Annotated in this window: 25 protein-coding genes; 10 read left to right on the top strand and 15 right to left on the bottom strand. The window is 70.3% G+C overall.

All coding sequences use genetic code 11. The features are described 5' to 3' along the window. From AB0B48_RS07095 to AB0B48_RS07085, 3 genes are all read right to left on the bottom strand, one after another. Positions 1-905 (bottom strand): GNAT family N-acetyltransferase (locus AB0B48_RS07095; RefSeq protein ID WP_357197127.1); only part of this gene is annotated, 905 nt, incomplete at its 3' end. A 13-nt stretch (positions 906-918) separates the two neighbouring features. Beyond that, complete coding sequence (locus AB0B48_RS07090) at positions 919-2,100, bottom strand: acetoin utilization protein AcuC (RefSeq protein WP_357197124.1); 1,182 nt, start codon at positions 2,098-2,100, stop codon at positions 919-921. Positions 2,101-2,148: 48 nt separating this feature from the next. Next, positions 2,149-3,009 carry a sulfurtransferase gene (locus AB0B48_RS07085; RefSeq protein ID WP_357197121.1) on the bottom strand — a complete coding sequence of 287 codons (861 nt, stop codon included), beginning with the start codon at positions 3,007-3,009 and terminating at the stop codon, positions 2,149-2,151. A 100-nt stretch (positions 3,010-3,109) separates the two neighbouring features. On the opposite strand from AB0B48_RS07085, the gene AB0B48_RS07080 reads away from it, so the two are divergent. Further along, on the top strand, positions 3,110-3,799 hold the full coding sequence (locus tag AB0B48_RS07080) for a metal-dependent transcriptional regulator (protein WP_355009892.1): 690 nt from the start codon (positions 3,110-3,112) through the stop codon (positions 3,797-3,799). 19 nt (positions 3,800-3,818) lie between these two features. On the opposite strand, the gene AB0B48_RS07075 is transcribed toward AB0B48_RS07080, so the two are convergent. Further along, positions 3,819-4,367, bottom strand: coding sequence for a hypothetical protein (locus AB0B48_RS07075; protein WP_357197117.1), 549 nt, complete (start codon positions 4,365-4,367; stop codon positions 3,819-3,821). A 98-nt stretch (positions 4,368-4,465) separates the two neighbouring features. Then, complete coding sequence (locus AB0B48_RS07070) at positions 4,466-4,720, bottom strand: DUF5522 domain-containing protein (RefSeq protein WP_355009894.1); 255 nt, start codon at positions 4,718-4,720, stop codon at positions 4,466-4,468. 139 nt (positions 4,721-4,859) lie between these two features. Between AB0B48_RS07070 and AB0B48_RS07065 the strand changes: the two genes are divergently transcribed. From AB0B48_RS07065 to AB0B48_RS07055, 3 genes are read left to right on the top strand one after another with little or no spacing between them, the layout of a single operon-like run. After that, a complete protein-coding gene (locus AB0B48_RS07065) occupies positions 4,860-5,423 on the top strand; it encodes a dihydrofolate reductase family protein (protein WP_357197113.1) in 564 nt (187 codons plus the stop codon). 3 nt (positions 5,424-5,426) lie between these two features. Then, positions 5,427-6,284, top strand: a complete 858-nt coding sequence (locus AB0B48_RS07060) for an alpha/beta hydrolase (RefSeq protein WP_357197110.1) — start codon at positions 5,427-5,429, stop codon at positions 6,282-6,284. A 33-nt stretch (positions 6,285-6,317) separates the two neighbouring features. Next, a complete protein-coding gene (locus AB0B48_RS07055; RefSeq protein WP_357197107.1) occupies positions 6,318-7,259 on the top strand; it encodes a MerR family transcriptional regulator in 942 nt (313 codons plus the stop codon). Between the two features lie 48 nt (positions 7,260-7,307). On the opposite strand, the gene AB0B48_RS07050 is transcribed toward AB0B48_RS07055, so the two are convergent. Continuing rightward, the gene (locus AB0B48_RS07050; RefSeq protein WP_357197104.1) at positions 7,308-8,243 is read right to left on the bottom strand and encodes a DUF2332 domain-containing protein; all 936 of its coding nucleotides are present in this window, start codon (positions 8,241-8,243) and stop codon (positions 7,308-7,310) included. 144 nt (positions 8,244-8,387) lie between these two features. On the opposite strand from AB0B48_RS07050, the gene AB0B48_RS07045 reads away from it, so the two are divergent. Beyond that, positions 8,388-9,500 carry an FAD-dependent monooxygenase gene (locus AB0B48_RS07045; RefSeq protein ID WP_357197101.1) on the top strand — a complete coding sequence of 371 codons (1,113 nt, stop codon included), beginning with the start codon at positions 8,388-8,390 and terminating at the stop codon, positions 9,498-9,500. Positions 9,501-9,523: 23 nt separating this feature from the next. On the opposite strand, the gene AB0B48_RS07040 is transcribed toward AB0B48_RS07045, so the two are convergent. Next, positions 9,524-10,489 carry a CU044_5270 family protein gene (locus AB0B48_RS07040; protein ID WP_357197098.1) on the bottom strand — a complete coding sequence of 322 codons (966 nt, stop codon included), beginning with the start codon at positions 10,487-10,489 and terminating at the stop codon, positions 9,524-9,526. Between the two features lie 15 nt (positions 10,490-10,504). Further along, entirely contained in the window at positions 10,505-11,020 is a 516-nt protein-coding gene (locus tag AB0B48_RS07035) for a sigma-70 family RNA polymerase sigma factor (RefSeq protein ID WP_357197095.1), read from the bottom strand. Positions 11,021-11,354: 334 nt separating this feature from the next. Between AB0B48_RS07035 and AB0B48_RS07030 the strand changes: the two genes are divergently transcribed. Beyond that, positions 11,355-12,254, top strand: a complete 900-nt coding sequence (locus AB0B48_RS07030) for a bifunctional 5,10-methylenetetrahydrofolate dehydrogenase/5,10-methenyltetrahydrofolate cyclohydrolase (RefSeq protein WP_357197092.1) — start codon at positions 11,355-11,357, stop codon at positions 12,252-12,254. A gap of 61 nt (positions 12,255-12,315) precedes the next feature. Here the strand turns inward: AB0B48_RS07030 and AB0B48_RS07025 are convergent, their stop codons facing one another. Beyond that, entirely contained in the window at positions 12,316-12,498 is a 183-nt protein-coding gene (locus AB0B48_RS07025) for a hypothetical protein (RefSeq protein ID WP_357197090.1), read from the bottom strand. After that, positions 12,495-12,713 carry a hypothetical protein gene (locus tag AB0B48_RS07020; RefSeq protein ID WP_357197087.1) on the bottom strand — a complete coding sequence of 73 codons (219 nt, stop codon included), beginning with the start codon at positions 12,711-12,713 and terminating at the stop codon, positions 12,495-12,497. Before AB0B48_RS07020 ends, AB0B48_RS07025 begins: the two co-directional genes overlap by 4 nt. Before the next feature lie 505 nt (positions 12,714-13,218). Between AB0B48_RS07020 and AB0B48_RS07015 the strand changes: the two genes are divergently transcribed. Beyond that, positions 13,219-14,061, top strand: a complete 843-nt coding sequence (locus tag AB0B48_RS07015; protein WP_357197084.1) for a helix-turn-helix transcriptional regulator — start codon at positions 13,219-13,221, stop codon at positions 14,059-14,061. A 10-nt stretch (positions 14,062-14,071) separates the two neighbouring features. After that, positions 14,072-14,242, top strand: a complete 171-nt coding sequence (locus AB0B48_RS07010; RefSeq protein WP_357197081.1) for a DUF397 domain-containing protein — start codon at positions 14,072-14,074, stop codon at positions 14,240-14,242. Between the two features lie 80 nt (positions 14,243-14,322). Here the strand turns inward: AB0B48_RS07010 and AB0B48_RS07005 are convergent, their stop codons facing one another. The 3 genes from AB0B48_RS07005 to nrdR all read right to left on the bottom strand — a co-directional run bounded on the left by AB0B48_RS07005 (position 14,323) and on the right by nrdR (position 18,920). After that, positions 14,323-15,048 carry a toll/interleukin-1 receptor domain-containing protein gene (locus AB0B48_RS07005; protein ID WP_357197078.1) on the bottom strand — a complete coding sequence of 242 codons (726 nt, stop codon included), beginning with the start codon at positions 15,046-15,048 and terminating at the stop codon, positions 14,323-14,325. Between the two features lie 429 nt (positions 15,049-15,477). Continuing rightward, positions 15,478-18,384: a vitamin B12-dependent ribonucleotide reductase gene (locus AB0B48_RS07000; RefSeq protein WP_357197075.1), complete on the bottom strand. Its 2,907-nt coding sequence runs from the start codon at positions 18,382-18,384 to the stop codon at positions 15,478-15,480. A 35-nt stretch (positions 18,385-18,419) separates the two neighbouring features. Further along, the gene (gene nrdR, locus AB0B48_RS06995) at positions 18,420-18,920 is read right to left on the bottom strand and encodes a transcriptional regulator NrdR (RefSeq protein WP_124854399.1); all 501 of its coding nucleotides are present in this window, start codon (positions 18,918-18,920) and stop codon (positions 18,420-18,422) included. Positions 18,921-19,458: 538 nt separating this feature from the next. On the opposite strand from nrdR, the gene lexA reads away from it, so the two are divergent. Continuing rightward, entirely contained in the window at positions 19,459-20,244 is a 786-nt protein-coding gene (lexA, locus tag AB0B48_RS06990) for a transcriptional repressor LexA (RefSeq protein WP_091400540.1), read from the top strand. Between the two features lie 73 nt (positions 20,245-20,317). Here lexA and AB0B48_RS06985 read toward each other — a convergent pair whose 3' ends face one another. Next, the gene (locus AB0B48_RS06985) at positions 20,318-22,060 is read right to left on the bottom strand and encodes a hypothetical protein (RefSeq protein ID WP_357197071.1); all 1,743 of its coding nucleotides are present in this window, start codon (positions 22,058-22,060) and stop codon (positions 20,318-20,320) included. A gap of 50 nt (positions 22,061-22,110) precedes the next feature. Continuing rightward, positions 22,111-23,565 (bottom strand): GTPase HflX, encoded by a 1,455-nt coding sequence (hflX, locus tag AB0B48_RS06980; RefSeq protein WP_357197068.1) that lies wholly within the window; start codon positions 23,563-23,565, stop codon positions 22,111-22,113. Between the two features lie 183 nt (positions 23,566-23,748). On the opposite strand from hflX, the gene AB0B48_RS06975 reads away from it, so the two are divergent. Continuing rightward, a complete protein-coding gene (locus tag AB0B48_RS06975) occupies positions 23,749-25,215 on the top strand; it encodes an NAD-dependent malic enzyme (RefSeq protein WP_357197065.1) in 1,467 nt (488 codons plus the stop codon). Positions 25,216-25,319 lie beyond the last annotated feature (104 nt).

Raw genomic sequence — 25,319 nt, 5'->3', positions numbered from 1 at the left:
GCCCGCTGGGTGGCCGCGCCCTCGCCGCCGGCCTCGGCGAAGCCGGCCGAGATGACCACCAGGCCGTGCACCCCCGCGGCGGCGGCGTCGGCGACCACAGCGGTCGCCGCTTCCGGTGGGACCGCCACCACCGCCAGGTCCACCGGCGCTCCGGCAGCAACAGCCGACGGGTACGCGGGGAGGCCCGCCACTGTCGACGCGCTCGGATGCACCGGCACCACCGCACCGGTGAACCCGCCGTCGCGCAGGTGCCCGAGCACCGCCGCGCCGACGCCCTGGCCGGTGGCGCTGGCACCGTAGACGACGATGCCGCGCGGGGCGAGCAGCCGGGCGATCGAGCGGGCCTCGGTGCGGTGCTCCCGGCCGCGCTGCACCTCCAGGCTGGCCTCGGTGGGCGCGATGGGGAAGCTCAGGTGGACCACGCCGTCGGCGTACTCGCGCTGGACCTGGTAGCCGAAGTCGGCGAAGACCCGCAGCATCGTCCCGTTGGCCGGCAGCACCTCCGCGACGAAGCTCATGATGTCGTTGCGCCGGGCCGCGTCGGCCAGGTGCTCCATCAGCACCGAGCCGATCCCCCGCCCCTGGTAGGCGTCCTCCACCACGAAGGCCACCTCCGCCTCGGGGGCCTGCGGGCCGAGCCGCTCGTACCGGCCGACAGCGACGATCTGGTCGGCGGCCAGCACCACGAACGCCTCCCGGTCGTGGTGGTCCACCGTGACGAAACGGATCAGATCCCGTTCCGGGATGCGTGGGTACGGCGAGAAGTACCGCAGGTAGCGGGTGCGCTCGGAGAACCGGCTGTGCATCGCCACGATGCCCGGCGCGTCGGCCGGGTCGATCGGTCGCAACTGGACAGTGCTGCCATCGCTGAGCAGCACGTCGACCGGCTGGTCCAGACTCGTCACCGAACGGCCCGGCTCAGTCCCGCGGATCGTGCGGGTCGAGCCCGAGCAGCGGGAAGACCGTCTTGCGGGTGGCCGCGATCGCCCGGTCCACCGCGTTCGGCTCGCCGGTCGGCTGCCACGGCTCGTACGACGGGTCGGCGTCGTCGGTCATCCGCAGCGGCACCTCCCGGCCCAGACCTCGGGAGGTGACCAGGTCCCGCCACGCGGGTGGGGTGAGCGTGGCCGGGTCGATCGGGTCACCGGTGGCCACCGCCAGCAGGTGACTCCAGGCCCGGGGCACCACCTCGACGAGCGCGTACCCGCCGCCGCCGGTGGCCACCCACCGGCCGTCGCACAGCTCGTCGGCGAGCGCCCGCAGCGCCAGGTAGGTGGCCCGCTGCCCGTCCACCGTCAGGTTGAGATCGGCGAGCGGATCCAGCCGGTGGCCGTCGGCGCCACACTGGCTGACCAGTATCTGCGGCTTGAACGCGCGCAGCACCGACGGCACTGTCGCGTGGAACGCGCGCTGCCAGCCGCTGTCGTCGACACCCGGCGGCAACGGCATGTTGACCGCGGTGCCCTGCGCACCCGGCCCACCCGTCTCGTCCGGGAAACCCGTGCCCGGGAAGAGCGCCAGCGGGGTCTCGTGCAGGCTGACCGTCAGCACCCGTGGGTCGTTCCAGAAGATGTCCTGCACGCCGTCGCCGTGGTGCACGTCGACGTCCACGTACGCGACCCGCTCGGCGCCCAGGTCGAGCAGACGGGCGATGGCCACCGCGGGGTCGTTGTAGACACAGAAGCCGGAGGCTCGGGCGGACATCGCGTGGTGCAGCCCACCGGCCACGTTCACCGCCCGCCGGGCGTCGCCGCGCCAGACCGCCTCGGCGGCGGCAACCGTCGCGCCGGCGATGAGCGCGCTGGACTCGTGCATGCCCTCGAAGACCGGGTTGTCGGAGGTGCCCAGCCCGTACCCGGCGAAGAGCGGGTCGCGCGGCGCGTTGCGCACGGCGGCGAGGTAGGCCGGCGCGTGCACCCGGGTGAGCAGGGCGTCGTCTGCGGGCTCCGGCTTGACCATCCGCACCCCTGGCCGATTCAGGATGCCCAGATCGCGGGCGAGCGCGATGGTCAGCTCCACCCGGACCGGGTCGAGTGGATGGTCACCCATGTCGTAGGCGAGCAGCGACTCGTCCCACACCACCACAGTGTCGTCGGACATGAGCCCATCGTCGCACGAGGATCGGCGCGGGCCCACCGCACGCGCTGGTCAGCGGCCGGGTGTCGACCCCGAGGCGACCGGTCGGGCCGGGTCCGCCACCCAGTTGCTCCACGATCCAACGTAGAGCGCGGCGTCCGTCCGGCCGGCCAGGTGCAGCGCCAGCACCGCCTGGGCGGCGGTCACCCCCGAGCCGCAGTACGCCGCGACGGCCCGCCCCTCGGTCACCCCGGCGGCGGCGAACCGCTCACTCAGCACGTCGGCGGCCAGGAAGCGGCCGTCCGGCCCGACGTACTCCCCGGCGGGCAGGTTCGCCGCTCCCGGCACGTGCCCGGCCACCGGGTCGATCGGCTCGACCTCGCCCCGGTAGCGGGGCGCCGCCCGTACGTCGAGCAGCACGGCATCGTCCGCGGCGGCCAACGCGGCGGCCTGCCCGACGTCGAGCACCGGGAGATCCCCGGGGCGCACCACGATGTCACCGGGCGGTGAGGCGGGCGCGTCGGTGGAGACGGGTCGGCCGGCGGCGACCCAGGCCGGATAGCCACCGTGCAGCAGGCGCACCGGCCGGTGGCCGGCCCAGCGCAGCGTCCACCAGGCCCGCGAGGCGGCCATGCCGTCGCCGCCGTCGTACACCACCACGGGGTGACCGGCGCGGACGCCGGCGGCCCGCAGAGCCGCCTGCAACGCTGCCGGGTCGGGCAACGGGTGCCGGCCGCCGACGCCCGGCACCCCACAGAGCGCGGTGTCCAGGTCGACGAAGACGGCCCCCGGCAGGTGGCCGGCGAGGTAGTCGTCGTGCCCGGGCGGGCCGATGAGCCGCCAGCGGACGTCGAGCAGGGTGGGCGGGTCGACCTGGTCGAGCTCGGCGGCGAGCCGGTCGACCTCGACCAACGGCTCCTGGGTACCGGACATGGCGACATCCAACACCATTCGGCGGGACGGCATGCGGTTCGGCGACGGTCGTCGGCCGTTTACCCGAGGTACCATCGTGCACCGGAGGGCCGCTGACGTTATGAAGTCTCACGACCTGGTCGACACGACCGAAATGTACCTGCGCACCATCCTCGAACTCGAAGAGGAGGGGGTGCCGCCGCTGCGTGCCAGGATCGCCGAGCGGCTACGACAGAGCGGCCCCACAGTGAGCCAGACCGTCGCCCGGATGGAGCGCGACGGCCTGCTCACCGTCGAGGGTGACCGACACCTCACGCTCACCGCGCTGGGTCGCGGCTCGGCCGTTTCCGTGATGCGCAAGCACCGTCTCGCCGAGTTGCTGCTGGTCAACGTCATCGGGATGCCCTACGAGGAGGCCCACGAGGAGGCCTGCCGCTGGGAGCACGTGATGAGCGACGCGGTGGAGAAGCGGGTCTACGACCTGCTCAACCGGCCGACCCGCTCCCCGTACGGCAACCCGATCCCGGGTCTGGAGGAGCTGGGCTCCCCCGAGGCGGAAGCGACCGAGGCCGCCGAGGGTGAGCGCAACCTGGCCTTCCCCGGCCTCTCCGGGCCGGTGGTGGTCCGCCGGATCTGCGAGAGCGTGCAGACCGACGGCGACGTGCTGCGTCAGCTGCACGCCGCCGGTGTCGACCCGGGCGCCACTGTGACAGTGGCCCAGGAGCGCGACGGGGTGTCGATCGACCGCTCCGGTGACCGGGTGCGGCTGCCCCGCGAGGTCGCCTCCCGGGTCTTCGTCGCCGCCAACTGATCAACCGGGCATCCGGGCGTCACAACGCCCGGGTGTCCACCTTTTTCGCCAACGCGGTCAGGTCACCGGTCAGCTTCTCCGCCGCCGAGCGCTCACTGCCACGGGCCGTGGTCCAACTCACCGTGGCCAGCCTTCCGTCGCCGGCCAGCCAGCCGACTTCGGCGACCGGCCCGTGCCCGCTCGCCGCCGCGGTGGTCCGCTTGTACGCCTGTTGACCCAGCCCGGTGACCTTCGCCGCCTTGTCCGGCACCACGTCCGTGCCGAAGGTGGTCTTGTCGATCGTGGTCTCGGTCACGCTGAGCGCCAACTCCGGCAGGGTGGCACCCGCGGCCCGGACCACACAGGTGTGGGTGTCGCCCTGCTCGCTGGCCGCCGCCACGTCGAAGCGGACCTTCACCGCCTGCTCGATCACCGCGAAGTCCAGCAGACGGCAGGCGCCGCCCGAGGAGGCCGCCGCCACGTCCACCGCGATCGGCACCGGCGGCGGCACCGCCACCGGTTCCGCCTCGTCGGCGCACCCGCTCACCAGCAGCCCGGCCAGCCCGGCGACCATGATCCGCCCGCGCACGTTCCACCCTCTCGCCGACCGACGGCGGAAGGCGCCCGCCAGGTGTCCGTCGGACACCGTACGGGGTGTCGGTGTCGGGCGAAAGCCCCCGCTGACGCCTATTCCGACGGTGGATCGTCCACGTACGGACAGTGCCGGCAGCCGCGCCCGCAGCACGTGCCACGACGGGCCAGGAAGCCGGCGCTGAGCACGAACAGCCCGCTCGCCGGGTCGAGGTAACCAGCCTCACCGGCGGCCAACGCGGCGGTGTGCGCGGCGAGGATCCGGGCCCGGTCGGGGTGCTCCGGGGACAGCCGGGAGGGGTGCGGCTCGGTGAGCGGCCGGCCGGCCAGGGGTTTCCGCTCTTCGCTCACCGCAGCAGTCTAGGGACGGTGCGGTGTCGGCCTCCCGCTGCCTGGAATCCGGCGACATGCCCCCGGCGTGGTCGCGTTTCGTCGTACGGTCCGACGACGATCGAGGTCGACAACCATCGGATCCTACGGAGGAGACGCGATGCGGAAGATCGTTGTGCAGATGAGCCTGTCGTTGGACGGGTTCTTCGAAGGCCCGGGTGGCGACATCAGTTGGCACCAGGTCGACGAGGAGTTGCACCAGCACTTCAACGACGTGATCGCCCCGATGGGCGGGTTCCTCAACGGCCGGGTCAGCTACGAGCTGATGGCCGCCTACTGGCCGACCGCCGATCAGGACCCGACCGCCAGCGGCCCGGAGCGCGAGTTCGCCCGGATCTGGCGGGACATGCCAAAGATCGTCTATTCGCGCACCCTCGACCACGCCGACTGGAACTCCACAGTCGTGCGCGAGGTCGACGTGGAGCAGGTCCGCAAACTCACCGCCGAACCGGGCGGCGACCTGGCGCTCGGTGGGGCCGACCTGGCCGCGACGTTCGCCCGACACGACCTGATCGACGAGTACCGGATCTACGTTCACCCGGTGCTTGTCGGTCGGGGCCGCCGACTCTTCCCCGACGCCGAGACCCCGACTGGTCTGCGGCTGGTGGAGAGCCGCGTCTTCGGCAACGGCGTGGTCCTGCTCCGCCACCAGCGGGTCCGCTGACCGATGATCAGCACCTTCGCCGGGATCGACGGAACCACCCTCGCGTACCGGACGGTCGGGGTTGGAGACCCGCTCGTCTGCCTGCCGGGCGGGCCGATGCGCGACGCCGCGTACCTCGGTGACCTCGGCGGTCTGGGCGCACACCGGACGCTTGTCATCCTCGATCCGCGGGGCACCGGCCGCTCGGGGGCCCCAGCGGACGTCTCGACCTACCGCTGCGACCGCATGGTCGACGATGTGGAGGCGCTACGCGGACACCTGGGCCTCGACCGGCTGGATCTGCTCGGGCACTCCGCCGGCGCCAACCTGGCTCTGCGATACCTGACCCGGCACCCCGATCGGGTGGGCCGACTCGCGCTCATCAACCCGAGCATCCGAGCGGTCGGGCTGGAGGTGACCGCTGCCCAGCGCCAGGAGGTCATCCAGCCCCGGGCCGACGAGCCGTGGTTTCCAGCGGCGGCAGCGGCGTTGGAGTCGGTCCTCTCAGGTCAGGCCGACCCGGACGCCCGGCAGGCAATCGCGCCGTTCCTCTACGGGCGGTGGGACGAGACGGCACGGGCGCATCAAGCGGCCGAGGATGGTCAGCGCAACGACGAGGCGGCAGGGGTCTTCAGCTCCGAAGGCGCCTTCGATCCGCCGGCCAGTCGTACGGCGCTCGCCGCGCATCGAGGCCCGGTGCTGCTGCTCGCCGGTGCGGTCGACCTGGCCGCGCCGCCGGGACTGGTGGCCCGGTTCGCCGAGCTGAGTCCGCGCGCCACGCTGGTCGTCCAGCCGGGCGCCGGGCACTACCCGTGGCTCGACGACGCCGAGGTGTTCACCGCGACGGTCGCGGCATTCCTCGCCGGCTCGGATGGTGCTTGAGTCTCCACCGGGGGGAGGCGCGAGGGTGGGGGCATGAGCGGGGAGACGCGTCACACGATCGGCGAGCTGGCCCGACGGACCGGCCTGAGCGTCAAGACCATCCGGTACTACGCCGACAGCGGGATCGTGCCGCCGACCGATCGGAGCCCGGCCGGCTACCGGCGGTACGGCCCGGCGGCCGTGGCCCGGTTGGAGCTGGTCCGGACGTTGCGTGACCTGGGCCTGGACCTGGCCACCATCCGGCGGGTGGTCAATGACGAGGTGCCCCTGCACGAGGTGGCCGCCGCGCACGCCGAGGCGTTGGCCGTGCAGATCCGGGTGCTGCGGCTGCGCCAGGCGGTGCTCACCGTCGCGGCGAAACGCGGGTCGGGCCCGACCGAGGTGGATGAGCTGCACCGGCTGGCCCAGCTCAGCACCCGCGAACGCGGGCAGTTGGTGGCGGAGTTCCTGGACGGCGTATTCGCCGGCCTCGGCGACCAGACCGCGTACCAGGGTGTGATCGTCTCCATGACACCGGAGCTTCCCGACGACCCGAGCACTGAGCAGGTCGAGGCGTGGCTGGAGCTGGCCGAGTTGTGCCGGGACCGGGAGTTCCGGGCCCGGATGCGACGGCTCGCGCGGCAGCACGCCGCCGACCACGACATCCCGGGGCTGCCCCGCCCGGACGCCGTCGCGCTGGTCCGGAACGCGGTGGCACCCGCCCTCGCGGCCGGTCTCGACCCGACCAGCCCGGACGCCGGTCCGGTGGTCGCGGCCGTCACCAACCGGTACGCGAACCTGCACGGTCACTCCGACGAGGCCGACCTGCGTCAGCGGTTGCTCGACCGGCTGGTGCCTGCCAACGACCCCCGCCGGGACCGCTACCTCGACCTGTTGGCGGTGCTCAACGGCTGGTCGACAGGCGATGCGACGACGCCTGCGGTGGACTGGTTCATCCGGGCCCTTCGCCACCGGATGTCCGAGCCGGCCCGCTGAGCTGACCGGGTCGAACCAACGGCCTGGCCGCCGGTCGGCCCGGTGACGTCAGCCGAACCAGGTGAGCGACTGACCGTGGCCTCTGGTCCAGGCCAGCGGCCTTCCGTCGAGCGCGAGGACGTTGTGCAGCGCGTCGCTCGGCGGGGCGGGCAGCCCGTCGTACCGGAGCACCGTTGGCGCCTCGTTCGCCACCCAGTGCCCCGGCAGCTCGCCGACCAACCGGACGAACGCGTCCCGGCGCGGGGACGGCACCTGATAGAGCACGGACGTGTGGAAGACCACCAGCGTCGCATCGGTCGGCGCCCGCGCGGCCAGCGCCGGCAGATCGTCCACCAGGTCACCGCGGACCAACAACGGCGGGTCGGCCGCGGCCACCGCCGCCGCGGCGCGCAGCCGGGCCCGCCGATGGGCCTGTTCCGGCCAGATCAGCGCGTCCAACCAGGACACGTCGTCGCTGTCGGTCACGTCGAGCGGGTTGAGGTCGAGCCCGGCCCGCCACACCACCCGGGGTACGCCTGCCGGCGGCACCAACCCGCTGGCCGAGCAGTCGAGAAGCGGCTCACCCGAGCCGACCTGATGGTCGCCGTAGCGGTACGCGTACCGGTCGGGGTAGAGGCAGAGCCCGGCCGACGCACCGACCTCCAGCAGGGCGAGGGGCTGCGGTAGCGCGGCGAGCACCGGCAGCAGGACCGCGCATCGGCCCGCCTCGTTCGTCTGGGTCGCCCGGGTGAGCATCTGCGTCTCGATGGCCGGCCAGTGCGTCACCACGTAGTCGTGGAACGCGGCCGGGTCGTCGACCGGGCCACCGAGCCAACGGACGACGCCGAACAGCAGATTCGGCTGCCGCTTGGCCGGCGGCAGCCCGTCGAGCAGGGTGAGCAGGTCATCGTCGCGGGCGACCGCCTGCGACAGGCGTTCATACGTGGGCGACACACCGCGCGCCTCGCGGCTGCCGAACTCGGCGTACGTCTCAGCGGTCGTCATGGCCTCATCGTCGCAGCCCATTCCTCGGTATTTCAGCCCCCGTTCCCGTGCGCCGGCTCACCCGCCTCGTAGAGTGCTGCCGCGGCTGGACCATTGAGCAGCAGCTCAGCGGGGTCGCGCAGGGGCAACGGGGAGGAATGTGTCGTGCGGGGTGACGGCGTCCGGGTACTGATCGTCGGCGGAGGTGTCGCCGGGCTTGCGGCGGTTGCCGCGCTGCGCGAGTGGGGTGCCACTGTCGACGTGGTCGAGCGGGCATCCGGGCCGACCGACTCCGGCACCGGGATCTACCTGACCGGCAACGCCACCCGGATGCTCGACGTACTCGGTCTGCGGGAGCCGGTCGCCGACGTCTCCGTGGAGATCACCCGGCAGCGCAGCGCCAACCAGCGCGGGCGTCGCCTCTTCGACATCGATGTGGCCGCGCTGTGGCGGGGCGTCGGGCCGTGCGTGTCGCTGCCGCGGGCACAACTGCACCGGGCGCTGCTCGCCGGCGTCGGCGACACCCCGGTCCGCTGGGGTCGCCAACCGGTCGCGCTCCTCGCGGAGGGCGACCAGGTCGCCGTCGAGTTCGACGACGGCGCCACCGAACGGTACGACCTGGTGCTCGGCGCGGACGGGGTCAACTCGACGGTCCGCCGGCTCGCCTTCGACGGGCAGGCCGCCCGCGACCTCGGCCAGTACGCGTATCGGTGGGTCGCTCCCCGCGTCGACGACGAGCCGGTCTGGTCGGTGCAGTTGGGGCGCGGCAGGCAGTTCCTGACCATCCCGATCAGCGCCGAGCAGACGTACTGCTACTACAACGACGGTCCGGTGGCCGACCGGCCCGGCTGGCGCGACGAGCTGGCCGAGACGTTCACCGAGCCGGTGGCCACCATGCTCAAGGCCCTCGACTACGACGACAGCACCCTGCACTCCGGGCCGAACCAGGAGGTCGTGCTCGACTCCTGGTCCCGGGGGCCGGTGCTGCTGATCGGCGACGCCGCCCACGCCACCTCACCGAACATGGCCCAGGGCGCGGCGATGGCCCTGGAGGACGCTTTCGTGCTCGCCTCCTCGTTGGCCACCGCCGGGTCCGTTGCCGAGGCCCTGCGCGGGTACGAGGCGCGGCGCCGCCCGCGTACCGACTGGGTGCTCAGCCAGACCCATCGCCGCGACAAGGCCACCGGGCTCCCACCCGCGCTGCGCGACCTGGTGATGCGCCGCCTCGGCGAGCAGATGTTCCGCTCGAACTACAGCCCCCTGTTCGCCCAGCCCTGACCGACCGGCCGTGACCGGCTCGCTCACGGCACCTGGCCCGGCCGGTCGACGATGGCGACCCGCAGGAGCGCGGCAGCCGACTCCAGTGACTCCTTGCCGTTGCGTATCACCGAGTGGCGGCGCCCGAGGAAGACGTGGGTGTCGCGGTCGAAGAGCAGGTCCACGTTGCCAGCGATCACGCCGGGCATCCGGATCGCCACCCCGTGCCGGCCTGCGGCGTCCACCACGTCGGCGGAGATGACTGTCGCGCCGGGCTCCCGGGCCAGCACTTCATACAGCGCCGCGAGCGCGCGGGGCGGCACGTAGCCGTCAAGCATCGACCGCGCGGTGGTGTACGCCATGCTCTCGTCCGCGTAGAGGGCCTCCTCGTCGGCCCCTTCGGGGAGATGCAGGTCGACCGGGTGTTCCCGAAGGTAGCGAAGCAGCTCGTCCGGGTCGGTGGGCAGGTCGCCGTGGTACGCCGGCGGCTGGAACGCGTCGAGCTCCTTCGTGGGATCGGCGGCATCGTCCATCCGGAGCTCCCTCAGCTCGCCCCACCCGTTGGGGTCGCTCTCCGGTCGGTAGCGTCCCTTCGTGTACGCGACTCCGCCAGCCGACTGCCACAGCTGGTTCCGGATGGTCTGGTAGGGCCCGCTGTCCGGCAGGTCCCGGATCGTCGCCAGGGTTTCGGTGAAGACGTACTGGTCGGGTCGGGCGGTGAGTTCCGGCTGTTGTCGAGCCGCGTCGGCCGCCAGGTGGAAGATCTCCGACGCGCTGGCAGTCGGCGGCGGCTGATCGCCCAACCTCACGGTCTGGACCGCCAGCGCACCGACGGTCAACGTCACCACCAGTCCGAGCGCTCCGACGAGACGCCAACCGCGCAGGAACTGGGTATGGCGTCCGGCGGGACGGACCGCCGACGCCTCCTCGGCCCGTTGGGCGACGTGTGCGGTCAGATCCCTGAGAAGCTGCTCCTCGAACCCCTGCGGCGACCGTGCGGTCTCGTTCATCGTCATCTCCGTCTCTCAGGCGAGGGTGGTGACCGGGCGGGCGAGCACGGCGCGGACGATGCGGCGGGCACGATGCAGGCGGACCCGAGCGGCCACCGGTGACATCCCCAGCACTGTCGCCGCCTCCGCGACGCTGAGGCCGTCCACGGCGACGAGTTCGACAAGCGTCCGGGTGCCCTCGGGCAGCTCGCTCAGCGCCCTGTGGGTGCGGCGGGCCGCCGACTCGGCGTCGATCCGCTCCTCGATGCGCGCGATGTCATCGGGGCCGAGGTCCCGTCGTCCGGCCAGTCGGCCGGTCACCCGCAGCCGTTGGGCAGCCCGACGTCGCTCGTCGCCGATGACGTTGCGGGCCACCCCGTACAGCCAGCCGATCTGGCTGCCCCGCTCCGGCCGGTAGCCCGCCGCCGATTCGATCACCGCCAGGAACACGTCGGCGGTGAGGTCAGCGGCGAGATGCGGGTCGTCGACCCGCCGCGCCACGAACCGGCCCACCGCCTCCAGGTGCCGACGGTAGAAGACCTCGAAAGCCACCGGATCGGCTCCGATGCCGGAAATATCACCATCGGCTCGGCTCGGCTCATTCACAGGCCGTCCTCCCTCGTAGCCTTCACACCTCTTCTTCGTCAGGCGGAGCGCGAGTGTTACCGAACATCCGGCCGTAGGGTGACGGCGTGATCACCTGCGTCGTGCACTACACCATCGATCCCGCGCAGATCGAAGCGTTCGCTGCTGGTCCAACTGGGCAGTTGCCCTGGTGATGGGGCATGATCGAGGCACCGGCGACTGGCGGCACGGGGATGGTCAAAACCATCGGGGAGCCTCTCGCGGGCGTCGACCGCCTGGGCGCCTGCGTCGAGGAACCGTCATGACCACGACCAGCCCATCCGCCGAGCACCACACCCCATCGGGCGCGGCCCGACTCCTGCCGGGTGCACCCGTCGCCGAAGCCGTCCTGGCCGAGACCGCCGCCGCAGCCGCCCGGCTGCGCAGCCGCGGGATCACACCGAGCCTCGCCACCATCCTCGTCGGCGACGACGACGCCAGCGCCGGTTACATCGCCATCAAGCAGCGTCAGGCCGCCGCGCTCGGGTTCGCCTCCCCGCACGTGCATCTGCCGGCCACCGCCACCCAGGCCGAGCTGCACCAGGCCATTGCCCGATTCAACACCGATCCGGACGTACACGGGCTGCTCGTGCAGTACCCCGTGCCGGGGCATCTGGACTACGACGCGGCGTTGCAGACCATCGACCCGGACAAGGACGTCGACGGCATGCACCCACTGAACATGGGGCGTCTCGCCGTCGGCCTGCCCGGCCCGCTGCCGTGCACCCCTGCGGGCATCGAAGCCCTCCTGGCGTACTACGAGATCCCCGTCGCCGGCCGTGAGGTCGTCATCCTCGGCCGCGGCGCCACCCTGGGCCGCCCCCTGGCCATGCTGCTCGCCCAGAAGCGCCCGACAGCCAACGCCGCCGTCACCGTCGTCCACACCGGCGTGCCCGACTGGGACCGCTACACCCGCCGCGCCGACATCCTCGTGGCCGCCGCTGGCGTACCCGGGATCGTGAAGCCTGAGCACGTCAAGCCCGGCGCGGTCGTCATCGGCGCCGGCGTCCGCTACGACGGGCGGCGCCTCCTGCCGGACGTGGACGAAGTGTGCGCCGAGGTGGCCGGCGCCATCACCCCGCGGGTCGGCGGAGTCGGCCCGACCACCGTCGCGATGCTGTTCCGCAACGCCGTCCGCGCCGCCGAACGAGCAAACCAGTAGCCCGGTCCGCCCGACTCCAAGATCAAGTGATGAAAAGTAGGTCCCAGGGCCATCTTCAGACCTACTTTTCATCACTTGATCGAGGCGGCCTCCTGCGGTTGGAGATCTCCTCCAGGTGCTGGAGCTGGTGCTGGCGGACCATCTCGTCCCAGACCTCCTGGTCGTAGTCCGGGTTCGGCGGGATCCACTTGTGCGAGTTGTCGCTGTAGTGGAACCGCTCATCGCCTCGCCGGATCAGACTCACCGGACCCAACCCAGGAAACGTCGGTGCAGCATCCCGGCAGGCACCCAGGTCAGATCCTCGGCCGCCCAGACCAGGTAGGACCCCATGTAGAGGGCCAACGACACGGGTGCGCCCTCGAACTCGGCGTGCAACTCCGTGCGCCGGGTCCGGCAGGGCCAGGGCGCGGCGCAGCCGCCGCAGGTCCACACCGGAAGGACCGGGCCGTGGGTGGTCACGACAGACCATCCATGAAGCGCCAGGTGACCGACCGGGCGTGCCAGCGGGCCGCCCATTCCGCCTGATAACAGGGGTACGGAGACAGCCGTGCCCACCACCAGCGACAGCCTGCGCAGAGCCCGTCGACGCCGGGAAGGTGCACGGACAAGATTCGTCCGGCCTGATCCTCAGTCACTCCTGCTCCTCCCCCGGCCAGTGGCCTCGTCGGATCGGGATGCGGTGCCTGGCCCGACACGGCAGATCAGCTCCACACCGGCAGACCCACCGCCACCGTCGCCACGACCAGACCGGCCGATGCCGCCGAGCCAAGGTCAGCGCCACCGCCAGCAGGTAGTCGTCGTACGGCACCCGGTCTGGCATCGACCCTCCGATGGTTCGCGTCAGACACATCGAACTGCGCGCTCATTTTGCGCGCGCATTTTCATACGGTCAACGCTATCCACTCAAAAGGCGTGCGCGTGTCCGGTCAGCCGACGCGGCTGCCGTGGCGGCACAATGACCGCCATGGAGAGTCCGACCTTCGTTCGCTTCCAGCTCGGTGCACAGCTCCGCCGGGTCCGCGAAGAGGCCAGCGTCACGGCCGAACAGGCTGCCGACGTCATCGAGGTCTCGGCGAGCACGCTCCGGCGGATCGAAGCCGGACGCGTTGGCATCAAGGCACCGGCGCTCAACGCCCTGCTCGACCGGTACGGCGTCGCCGATCTCGAGCTGCGCGACACGCTCCTGTCGATGGCGAAGACAGGCAAGCAGCGCGGCTGGTGGGCCAAGTACGGCGATCTACCGTCTTCGTACCGCCAGTACATCGGCTTGGAGTCCGCAGCCGAGGAGGTGCAGAACTTCGAGACGTTGGTGGTCCCCGGGTTGCTCCAGACTGCGGATTACGCCCGAGCGATGACCAGCGAGGACGCCTTCGAGCCATCGCCCGAGGCCGTAGAGCGACGTGTCGCAGTGCGGATGCAGCGTCAAGAACTGATCGCATCGGGCAAGCTGCGACTCGTCGCGGTACTCGACGAAGCAGTCCTTCACCGCCAGATCGGTGGAGCGGCCATCATGGCCGAACAACTCACCGCACTGCTCGACGCTGGCAAGCGCTGGAACGTGACCCTCCAGGTGATCCCGTTCCGCGAGGGCGCCTACGCCTCGATGTTGACGAGCTTCCACATCCTCAACTTCGCGGACGGACCCGGCGTGGTCTACATCGAGGGCCTCACGGGCGACCTCTACGCGGAAGGCGAAGACGTGAGGCGTTGTACGGTGGTGTTCAACAGCCTGCGCGCCGCAGCCATGTCACCGACTGACTCGGCCACCATGATCGAGGAGATCCGGAGCGCGAGGCGCGAGGCGTAGGAGACGCGCAGTGGATTCGCAGTGGCGCAAGAGCACCCGCAGCGGCAGCAACGGCGCCTGCGTCGAGGTCCGGCAGGTCGAGCACGCTGTCGAGGTCCGAGACAGCAAGGACTGCAACCGCCAGACCCTTCGCTTCGAAGCTCAGTGTTGGCAGAACTTCATCTCAGCACTAGAGCGCTGATTAGCGAGGTTCCGGCTTACTGCGCAAGCCGGAACCTCCAGCCGAACTAATGCGATACGTCCACGCATCTAGAAGTGCAACTAAGCATCGACGGTAAATGCTCCGGCAATCTTAGCCGCAATGTCAGGAACGCTATCGATCTCGGTCGTGAATCCAGCCAAATCTGGAAGTATCCCGCTGTATTGCTTGACGTCCTCGAAAGTGACGCCGCTCAACACAGGTATCAACGTCTCCTTGTGCAGCAGAGCACCGAGTTCACGTTCGGTCCAAAACCGCCCAGTTAGATAAGCAGGGGTAAGCACTACCACTCCAGCCCGAGCCTTCCGCAGGCCTTGATCCATCTGTAGGGAGAGGCTCTTACCTGGGCGGATGATCAGCTCGTCAAACCAGACGCTGAGCCCCAAGTCAACAAGGCTGCTGCAGAGCTCATTCGCGACACGACTTCCATCGATCCTTGCGTAGCTCAGGAAGATGTCGTACTCACGCGAATCTTGGGGTATAGCATGCTGGACACGCTCTACCAACACCCGTTCGTCTTGACTGTAGGCGGTGCTGGACCGGCCCGCTGCAGCAAGCCGATGATTTATGTCATCGATCAACTTCTTGTTATGCGCCTGGGCTCGCCTGTTGTGCTGGTCGACAAGGCGGCTGCGCTCGGCCAACGCCTTACGATTTTGAGCTTCAATCTTTCGGTTGTGAGCGGCGACGTCCCGCTTAAGCTGCGTTTCGACCTGCTTGAACTGCTGCTCTACCTGCCTTTGAGCTGCGCGCATACGGCGCCTGAACTCGCTAGGGCTAATCGCCATCATGGCTCCTCGAGTGAAGTCTGAGACTCCAACCTCAACTGCCCCTGCTTCCCATTCCCAAGATTGGGAAGCAGGGGCAGCGGGTTGGTCCGCCTGCGACTCAGAGTCACGGCGGGCTGGGTGTTCGCATGTAACCAGACGGGCGGCAATCAACTTCGGCGCCCACCTGGATGCTTACTACTTCCGGCTCTCCTTGACGGTCGTAGCCGGATGCGACTTGCCGTACTTAGCCGTCACGAAACGACCAGTCACGGCACTGCGATACGTGCCAGCGGCCTTCTTCGCCATGATGCAAAACACCCCCTCTCCGCACTCGATCGACTTGCACGATCGAGCCGGGAGGAGCGAGGATCCGTGGTGCACACCAGTCGGGCTCCATCCCGGCTCACGAGCCCCAGGCGCGCCAACGCCCGGGGCTCGTTGCTTGTGTCAGCTGCAGCCGCTGGTGGAGCCGCAGCCCTCGCAGACGTAGCAGCTACCGGCGGGGCGCATCTTCGTACCGCAGGTGAAGCAGAGCGGCGCGTCGGCGGCCTTGCCGATCACGGCCTCCAGCAGTTCGGTGCTGGAGCCCACGCTCGGAGCCGGCTTGGCGGCGGCCACGTCGGCCATCTCCTGGGCCGGCTGGGCGACAGCCTCCGGCTTGGCCGGGGTCTCCACCGGCGCGGACGACGCCATCGCGGTGAGGTCGGCACCGGTGACGGCGGCGGCCTCCGCGTCGGCCTCGGCCCGCAGCTGCGCGGCCCGCTCCGACGCGGTGAAGATGCCCAGCTCGGCGCGACGCTCGTAGGGCAGGAAGTCCAGTGCCAGGCGACGGAAGATGTAGTCCATCACCGAGGCTGCCATCCGCACGTCCGGGTCGTCGGTCATGCCGGCCGGCTCGAAGCGCATGTTGGTGAACTTGCTGACGAACGTCTCCAGGGGCACGCCGTACTGGAGGCCGATGCTGATGGCCACCGAGAAGGCGTCCATCACGCCGGCCAGGGTCGAGCCCTGCTTGGACATCTTCAGGAAGACCTCACCGAGGCCGTCGTCCGGGTAGGACGACGCGGTCAGGTAGCCCTCGGCGCCACCGACGGAGAAGCTGACCGTCTCGGACGGGCGCTTCTTCGGCAGGCGCTTACGCACCGGCCGGTACTCGATGACCTTCTCGACCGCGGCCGGCGCGGCCGTTGCGGTCTCGACGGCGGCCGGCTCGGTGGTCTTGTTGGACTTGGCCACCGACAGCGGCTGGCCGACCTTGCAGTTGTCCCGGTAGATCGCCAGCGCCTTGAGGCCGAGCTTCCAGCCCTCGAAGTAGATCTTCTCGACGTCCTCGACGGTGGCCGCCTCCGGCATGTTGACCGTCTTGGAGATCGCGCCGGAGACGAACGGCTGGATGGCCGCCATCATCCGCACGTGACCCATCGGGGCGATCGTCCGCTCCCCCATGGCGCAGTCGAAGACCGGGTAGTGCTCCGGCTTGAGGCCGGGGGCGTCCACCACGTGGCCGTGGTCGGCGATGTGCTCGACGATCGCCTCGACCTGCTCCTCGGGGTAGCCGAGGCTGCGCAGGGCGCGCGGCACCGTCTGGTTGACGATCTGCATCGAGCCGCCGCCGACGAGCTTCTTGAACTTGACGAGCGCCAGGTCCGGCTCCACGCCGGTCGTGTCGCAGTCCATCATGAAGCCGATGGTGCCGGTCGGGGCGAGCACGCTGGCCTGCGCGTTACGCCACCCGTTCTTGTCGCCGATCTTGTTGCCCTGGGTCCACTGCTTGGTCGCCTCACGGACGATCGCGGTGGCCACCGGGCTGGTCGGCTTGATCTCGTCGTTCGCCGCGGCGTGCTTGCGCATGACCCGCTTGTGCGGCTCAGCGTTGCGGGCGTAGCCGTCGTACGGGCCGACGACGCCGGCCAGCTCGGCGGAACGGCGGTAGGCGGTGCCGGTCATCAGCGACGTGATCGACGCGGCGACCGAGCGGCCCTGCTCCGAGTCGTACGGCAGGCCGGAGGCCATCAGCAGGGCGCCCAGGTTGGCGTAGCCGATGCCCAGCTGCCGGTAGGCGCGGGACGTCTCGCCGATCTTCTCGGTCGGGAAGTCCGCGAAGCAGATCGAGATGTCCATCGCGGTGATGACGAACTCGACGGACTTGACGAACTTCTCCACCTCGAAGCCACCGTCGGCGCGGAGGAACTTCATCAGGTTGAGCGACGCCAGGTTGCACGACGAGTTGTCCAGGTGCAGGTACTCCGAGCACGGGTTCGACGCGGTGATCCGCCCGGTCTCCGGGCAGGTGTGCCAGTCGTTGATCGTGTCGTCGTACTGCAGACCGGGGTCGGCGCACTCCCAGGCTGCCTGGGAGATGGAGCGGAACAGGTTCTTGGCGTCGACGGTCTCGATCACCGAGCCGTCCAGCCGGCCGCGCAGGTCGAAGCCCTTGCCGTTCTCGACCGCCGACATGAACTCGTCGGAGACCCGGACCGAGTTGTTGGCGTTCTGGTACTGCACGCTGACGATGTCGGAGCCACCGAGGTCCATGTCGAACCCGGCGTCACGCAGCGCGCGGATCTTGTCCTCCTCGCGCGCCTTCGTGACCACGAACTCCTGGATGTCCGGGTGGTCCACGTCGATGATGACCATCTTGGCCGCCCGGCGGGTCGCGCCGCCGGACTTGATGGTGCCGGCGGAGGCGTCCGCGCCGCGCATGAAGCTGACCGGGCCGGAGGCGTTGCCGCCGGAGGAGAGCAGCTCACGGGACGAACGGATGCGCGACAGGTTGACCCCGGAGCCGGAGCCGCCCTTGAAGATCAGCCCCTCCTCCTTGTACCAGTCGAGGATCGAGTCCATCGAGTCGTCGACGGCCAGGATGAAGCAGGCGCTGACCTGCTGCGGCGACGGCGTGCCGACGTTGAACCAGACCGGCGAGTTGAAGCTGAACACCTGGTTCAGCAGCATCCAGGTCAGCTCGTGCGCGAAGACCTCGGCGTCGGCCGGGCTCGCGAAGTAGCCGTACTCCTCACCAGCGGTGCGGTAGGTGGTGACCACCCGGTCGATCAGCTGCCGGAGCGACCACTCGCGCTCCGGGGTCCCCACCGCTCCCCGGAAGTACTTGGTGGTGACGATGTTCGCGGCGTTGACGCTCCACGACTCCGGGAACTCCACCCCACGCTGCTCGAAGTTGATCGAGCCGTCCCGCCAGTTCGTCATCACGACGTCACGGCGCTCCCAGGAGAGCTCGTCGTACGGGTGGACCCCCTCGGTCGTCCACACCCGCTCGATCTTCAGCCCCGCGCCTGCCTTGTTTCGTGAACGGCTAGTTGTCACGCCGTCGCCCCCCTCGTCTGCGCGGTGCCCCACCGCGCGTCCCAATCTCTTTGAAAAACCGTGAAGACTCAGCTGGTACGGCCGGCGGTTTCCACCGCATCGGCCCGGCCCTGCTCCCGGGCTCGCGCCGCGGCCCGCAACGTCTCGATCTCGCGCTCGAAGTCGGCGAGCGAGTCGAACGAGCGGTAGACGCTGGCGAACCGCAGGTAGGCGATCTCGTCCAGGTCGCGTAGCGGACCCAGGATCGCCAGGCCCACGTCGTGGCTGGGGATCTCGGCGGCCCCCTTGGCCCGGACCGACTCCTCCACCCGCTGCGCGAGCAGCGCGAGGGAGTCGTCGTCCACGGGCCGGCCCTGGCACGCCTTACGCACCCCGCCGATGATCTTCGTGCGACTGAACGGCTCGGTCACCCCGCTGCGCTTGACGACAGCGAGGACCGCCTCCTCGACGGTGGTGAACCGCTTGCCGCACTCCGGGCAGGATCGCCGCCGTCGGATGAGCTGGCCGTCGTCGGCCTCCCGCGAGTCGACCACCCGGGAGTCAGCGTGCCGGCAGTACGGACACCGCATCGCCTACCTCCTAATCGTGATCAACCGCGTCGTACCGGGCACACCCGGGCACGACTCACCACGGCGATGTGATGCGCTCACAGCGCCCGCCGTGGTGAACCTTACGGGAGTGCGGTCGGTAGTCAGACCCAACCTGTAGGCAACTTACGCCCGTGTCACTACTACATCTAGGGGTCGACGGTATGTCGCTGCGGAAGCCGGGTCAAGTTGGTCGGCGTGTCCGGCGCGTCACGGACCATCCGGTCATCAACGCACCGCACAACGCCCGAAGACCCAACGTCACGATGCCGCCCGGGTTACCGGCCAGCGGGCCGGACCCAGCCGGAAAATGATGCAGGATCGAACACCAGTGCTACCTGACGTACCATTTATCAGAACATCCGTACGAGCGGAGCGCTTTTTCACCCCGACACGCCGGTGAGAGGTCGTACAGATGTTTGAAAATGACTGATCTCACCTATACGGTCATGAACAACGTGGCACCACCGCACGCACCACGAGCCGACGAGGCACCCAGCGCCGACCAGGGAGGACGGACGTGACCGAGGACCGGGCCAGCCGGCCGAAGAGCCCGCAGCAGATCACCGAGGCGGGCCCCCCGGCCACCCGACGCCGCAGCGCCGCGCGCAGCCGGACGGGTCAGCCCGCCGTGCGTCCGGTCACCCCGGTGGTCAGCGCCTTCCCCGACCCGGCGACGGTCGACCTGACCGCCCGCCAACGGCGCATCCTGGAGTTCATCCGCACCTGGGTGGAACGGCACGGCTACCCGCCGAGCGTCCGCGAGATCGGCGAGGCGGTCGGCCTGGTGTCGCCGTCCAGCGTCGCCTACCAGCTCAAGGAGCTGGAGAAGAAGGGCTTCCTGCGCCGCGACCCGAACCGGCCGCGCGCGGTGGACGTCCGCGCCCCCAGCGAGGCGATCGACGACGAGTTGTCGAGGGCACAGCGGCCCACCCCGGCGTACGTGCCGATGCTCGGTCGGATCGCCGCCGGTGGGCCGATCCTCGCCGAGCAGGCCGTGGAGGACATCTTCCCGCTCCCCCGCGAGCTGGTGGGTGAGGGCGAGGTCTTCATGCTCCAGGTCAAGGGCGACTCGATGCTCGACGCGGCGATCTGCGACGGCGACTGGGTGGTCGTCCGGCAGCAGCCGACCGCCGACTCCGGCGAGATCGTGGCCGCCATGCTCGACGGCGAGGCGACGGTGAAGACCTACCGGCGGCGCGACGGGCACGTCTGGCTGATGCCACAGAACCCGGCCTTCGACCCGATCCCCGGCGACGACGCCACCATCATGGGCCGGGTCGTGGCGGTGCTACGCCGGATCTGACCGATCGGCGGGTGGGTGCCACCAGCGCTCACCCGCACCGCTCGTCAGATCGGGTGAGCGCTACAGCGTCCGATCAGTAACGGTCGCCCCGTGGGCCGCGACCGCCCCCGGGATACTGCCCGTACGGATCGACGGGCGCGTCCTCGTCACGTCGCCGGCTGGGCCGCTGACCCCGGTAGTCGGGCTCCTGCCCACCGCGCCGGGGCGGCTCCGCGCGACCGGGCTGACCGCCGTCACCACCGCCGTACACGCCACCGCCAGGACGGCCACCGCCGCCCTGCGGACGACCACCGCCACCCTGGGGACGGCCACCGCCGCTGGCGGGGGGACGACCACCACCCCCGACCGGGGGACGACCACCGCCACCAGCGGGGGGACGACCACCACCGCCGTAAACGCCGGCACCGCCGCCGTCGGGTCGCGGCGCACCGTAGCCGCCGTCAGCCGAGGCCGGCCGGCCGCCACCGCCGTACACCCCACCGCCCGCCGGGGCCGGGCCACCGCGACCCGCGCCACCCGCCGGGGCCGGGCCGCCGCGACCCGCACCACCGCCGTAGACAGCGCCGCCGGCCGGTGCGCCGCCCCCGTACACACCACCCCTGCGGTCATCGTCGGCAGGGAACCCGTCAACGGCACGGCCGGCACGCGGGCCGAACGGCTCATCGTCCGGCTCCGACGGGTCGGACGCGTCAGCTGTCGGCGGCCGACGGCGAGCGCGAACGATGCCGAAGATTCCGGCGGCGACCAACAGCAGGCCGATCAGCCCGACGGCCCCCACCAGGTACGTGATGTCGTCGAGGCTCAGCCCGTCGGTCCAGGACTTCGAGGCGGCCGGTTTGGCACCGTCCTCGGCGGCCAGTGGCGCGGCCGTCGACGTGGACGGGGTGTAGCCGAGGATGTCGATCGGCTCGTCCTCGCTGAACCGGCCCGCGTCGGAGACGGTGAGGAACGACTTTCCGTCCGGGGTGTAGCTGATGGCCTCGCCGAACGGGTCGGCCAGCGGCGTGACCCGCGGCTTGCCGGTGGTGAGCGCACCCACGATGTCGCCACCGGTCACGTCGAACTCGAAGGCGTCCGCGTACGTGCGCAGAACCACCCGGGAGCCGTCCGGTGCCCGGGACGCGCCGGTGATGGCGATCCGGCCGAACGTGTTGAGGGTGTTCTCCGTCTGGGTCTTCGGCAGCGTGAGCTCGCCGGCCTTACGCATCGGCACCGGCTCGGTGTCGCCGCTCTTGAGGGCCGCCGACGGCGTGTAGATCTCGGCCTTGCCGCTGGTCACCTTGGTGATGATGAGCGGTTTTCCGTCGTCGCCGATGAGCAACGCCTCAGCGTCGTGCGGTTTGGCCTCGGGGTAGGAGAGCCGGTGCAGCGTCGGCTGCTTGGCGCCGGTGACCGGCATCGACCAGAGCGCGACGCGGCTGCGGCGCTCCTTCGAGTCGGGGTTGTCACCGGTGTCGGCGATCCAGAGGGTGCGGCCGTCCTTGGACAGGGCGAGATCCTCGGTGTCGAACGGACCCTGCCCCGAGTAGCGGACCGGCTCCTTCGAGATCTTGCACTTGCTGTCGAGGAAGAAGACCCGCTTGCGCTCGGCGACGTCGGTGCCGTCGTTGATGACGATGTAGCCACTCTTGGTGGCAACCAGCCCGGACAGCTCCCGTAGGCGCTCGTCGGTGATCGTGCATCGCTTCTGGCCAGGGTTCGCGGCGGGCGGCCCGGACGCCCCAGGGGCGGGAGCCGCCGCGGCGGATCCGGCGAGCGCCACGGTTGCCCCGAGCAGGCCGAGGGCAACCGTGACCGAGGAAACAACGCGGCGCATTCGGCCAGTGTCGCATGCCGCGCGTTTCCGGGGGATGACGCCGTGGCCGCTCAGGATCGGCTGCCGGCCGCCTGCCCCTGCCGTTCCACGTCGAAGGCCGTCAGCTCCGCCGCCAGCTCCGCGCCGACCCGGACGTGCAGCAGAGTGCCCTCCGGCAGGTGCGACGTGCTGAGCACCTCACCCGTACGGTGCGCCCGAGCCACCAGGTCGCCCCGGTCGTACGGCAGCACGGCCCGGACCTCGACGGCCGGACTCGGCAGCCGCTCCTCGATCGCCGCGCGCAGCTCGTCCATGCCCCGCCCGGAGTGCGCGGACACGAAGATCGCGTCTGGCCAGAGCCGCTTGAGCCGCAGCAGAGTGTCCTCGTCAGCGGCGTCGGTCTTGTTGACCACCAACAGCTCGGGGAGCCGGTCCGCGCTGACCTCGGCAAGCACCGTGTGGACCGCCCGGACCTGCTCCTCCGGATCCGGGTGGGTGCCGTCCACGACGTGCACCACCAGATCCGCCTGCGCGACCTCCTCCAGCGTCGAGCGGAACGCCTCGACGATCTGGTGCGGGAGGTGTCGGACGAAGCCGACGGTGTCGGAGAGGGTGTAGAGCCGCCCGTCCGAGGTGGTGGCCTTGCGGGTCGTCGGGTCCAGCGTGGCGAACAGCGCGTTCTCCACCAGCACGCCCGCGCCGGTCAGGCGGTTGAGCAGGCTGGACTTGCCGGCGTTGGTGTAGCCGGCGATGGCCACCGCGGGGACGGAGTTGCGGGAACGGCGGGAACGCTTCGTCACGCGTACCGTCTTCATGCTCTTGATCTCGCGACGCAGCCGGGAGATGCGGTGGCGGATGCGCCGCCGGTCGGTCTCCAGCTTGGTCTCACCGGGACCACGGACACCCACACCGCCGCCGGCGCCGCCACCCCGGCCGGAACCACCGGTCTGCCGGGAGAGCGTCTCACCCCAACCGCGCAGTCGGGGCAGCAGGTATTCGAGCTGGGCCAGCTCGACCTGCGCCTTACCTTCCTTGCTCTTGGCGTGCTGGGCGAAGATGTCGAGGATCAGCGCGGTGCGGTCGACGACCTTTACCTTGGTGCGCTGCTCCAGGTTGCGCAGCTGCGACGGGGACAGCTCACCGTCACAGATGACCGTGTCGGCGCCGGTGGAGAGCACCACCGCGCCAAGATCGTCGACCTTGCCACGGCCGATGTACGTGGCCGGGTCAGGTCGGGTACGACGTTGGATGAGCCCTTCGAGCACCTGCGAACCGGCGGTTTCGGCCAGCGCGGCGAGCTCGGTCAGCGAGTTTTCCGCGTCGGTGACAGTGCCTTCGGTCCAGACGCCCACCAGGACGACCCGCTCCAGCCGCAGCTGGCGGTATTCCACCTCGGTGACGTCGGTGAGCTCGGTTGACAGGCCCGGGACGCGTCGGAGGGACTGCCGCTCCGACAGATCCATCTCGCCGGTGGTGACGTCGTCGAGCTCGTCCTCGACGGGGACAAAGCTCTCCTGGTCTCGCAAGCGGTTCTCCTGTCCGTTTTGATAAGTAGAACGTAATCCTGACATGACACAACGCCGAACGCACCTGCTATATGCCCATGGTGAAGGTCGCCAAAAGTGGGGGCGAATGCTGGTCGGCCGCGACAACCCGGTAGAAATGCGGGCGGCGGCCGAACGGCCGCACAGCCGTTACGGAGGGATCCCGTGGCCATCACCCGACTGCCCAGCGCCGGATTTTCGATCACCATCCGGATCGCCGTGACCGCGGACGCCTCCTCGATCGGCCGGCTCACCACCTCCGTCGGCGAGGCCGGGGCGATCGTCACGGCGCTGGACGTGGTGGACTCGGACCCGACCAACGTGATCGTCGACCTGACCTGCGACACCGCCGACGCCGGCCACGCCGACCAGGTGGTCGACGCGCTGACCGCGCTGGACGGCGTGGACGTGCGCAAGGTGTCGGACCGGACGTTCCTGCTGCACCTGGGCGGCAAGATCGAGGTGACCTCGAAGGTCGCGCTGCGCAACCGCGACGAGCTGTCCCGCGCGTACACCCCCGGGGTTGCCCGGGTCTGCATGGCGATCGCCGAGAACCCGGCCGACGCCCGGCGACTGACCATCAAGCGCAACACCGTCGCTGTGGTCAGCGACGGCTCGGCGGTGCTCGGGCTCGGCAACCTCGGCCCGGCCGCGTCGCTGCCGGTGATGGAGGGCAAGGCCGCGCTGTTCAAGCGCTTCGGCGGGGTGGACGCCTGGCCGGTGGTGCTGGACACCCAGGACACCGACGAGATCGTGCAGATCGTCAAGGCGATCGCTCCGGCCTACGGCGGCATCAACCTGGAGGACATCGCCGCGCCGCGCTGCTTCGAGATCGAGGCCCGGCTGCGCGAGGCGCTGGACATTCCGGTCTTCCACGACGATCAGCACGGCACCGCGATCTGCGTGCTGGCCGCGCTCACCAACGCGCTGCGGGTGGTGGGCAAGCAGCTCGCGGACGTCCGGGTGGTCGTCTCCGGAGCCGGCGCGGCCGGCACCGCGATCATGAAGCTGCTACTGCGCCAGGGCGTCGGCGACATCATCGCGTACGACCGGGAGGGCGCCCTGCACCGCGGGCTGACCGGGCTCAACTCGGCGTGGCAGTGGCTGGCGGAGAACACCAACAAGGAGAACTACTCCGGCGACCTGCCCGGAGCGATCCGGGGCGCCGACGTGTTCATCGGGGTCAGCGCGCCGAACCTGCTCACCGGCGACGACATCGCGCAGATGGCGAAGAACTCGATCGTCTTCGCGCTGGCCAACCCCGACCCGGAGGTCGACCCGCGGGAGGCGCGTAAGCACGCCGCGGTGGTCGCCACCGGCCGTTCGGACCAGCCGAACCAGATCAACAACGTGCTCGCGTTCCCCGGGGTGTTCCGCGGCATGCTGGACGCGCACGCCGAGGAGTTCACCGAGGAGATGGCCATCGCGGCCGCCCGGGCCATCGCGGACGTGGTCGGCGAAGACAAGATCAACCCGACGGTGATCGTGCCGAGCGTGTTCGACTCCCGGGTCGCCCCGGCGGTCGCCGCCGCCGTCCGCGCCGCCGCGCACAACCCCAGCCCGCTCCCGGCCGCCGACCCCGGCCCCGCCGACCTCCCCGAGATCGCCGCCACCGCCAGCGCCACGCCGTAACCCCAACCCCGCCCGGCCCTGCCCGCGCCCAGCCCCGAACCGTCCGTTGATCATGAAGTTATTGCTTCGACACGCCGAGCAGCGTGGCAATAACTTCATGATCG

This window comes from Micromonospora sp. NPDC049089, from assembly GCF_040648775.1.
In the GTDB taxonomy this organism is placed as follows: domain Bacteria; phylum Actinomycetota; class Actinomycetes; order Mycobacteriales; family Micromonosporaceae; genus Micromonospora.
Note: the sequence above shows the minus strand (reverse complement) of the source record. Positions and strands in the feature narration are given on the sequence as shown.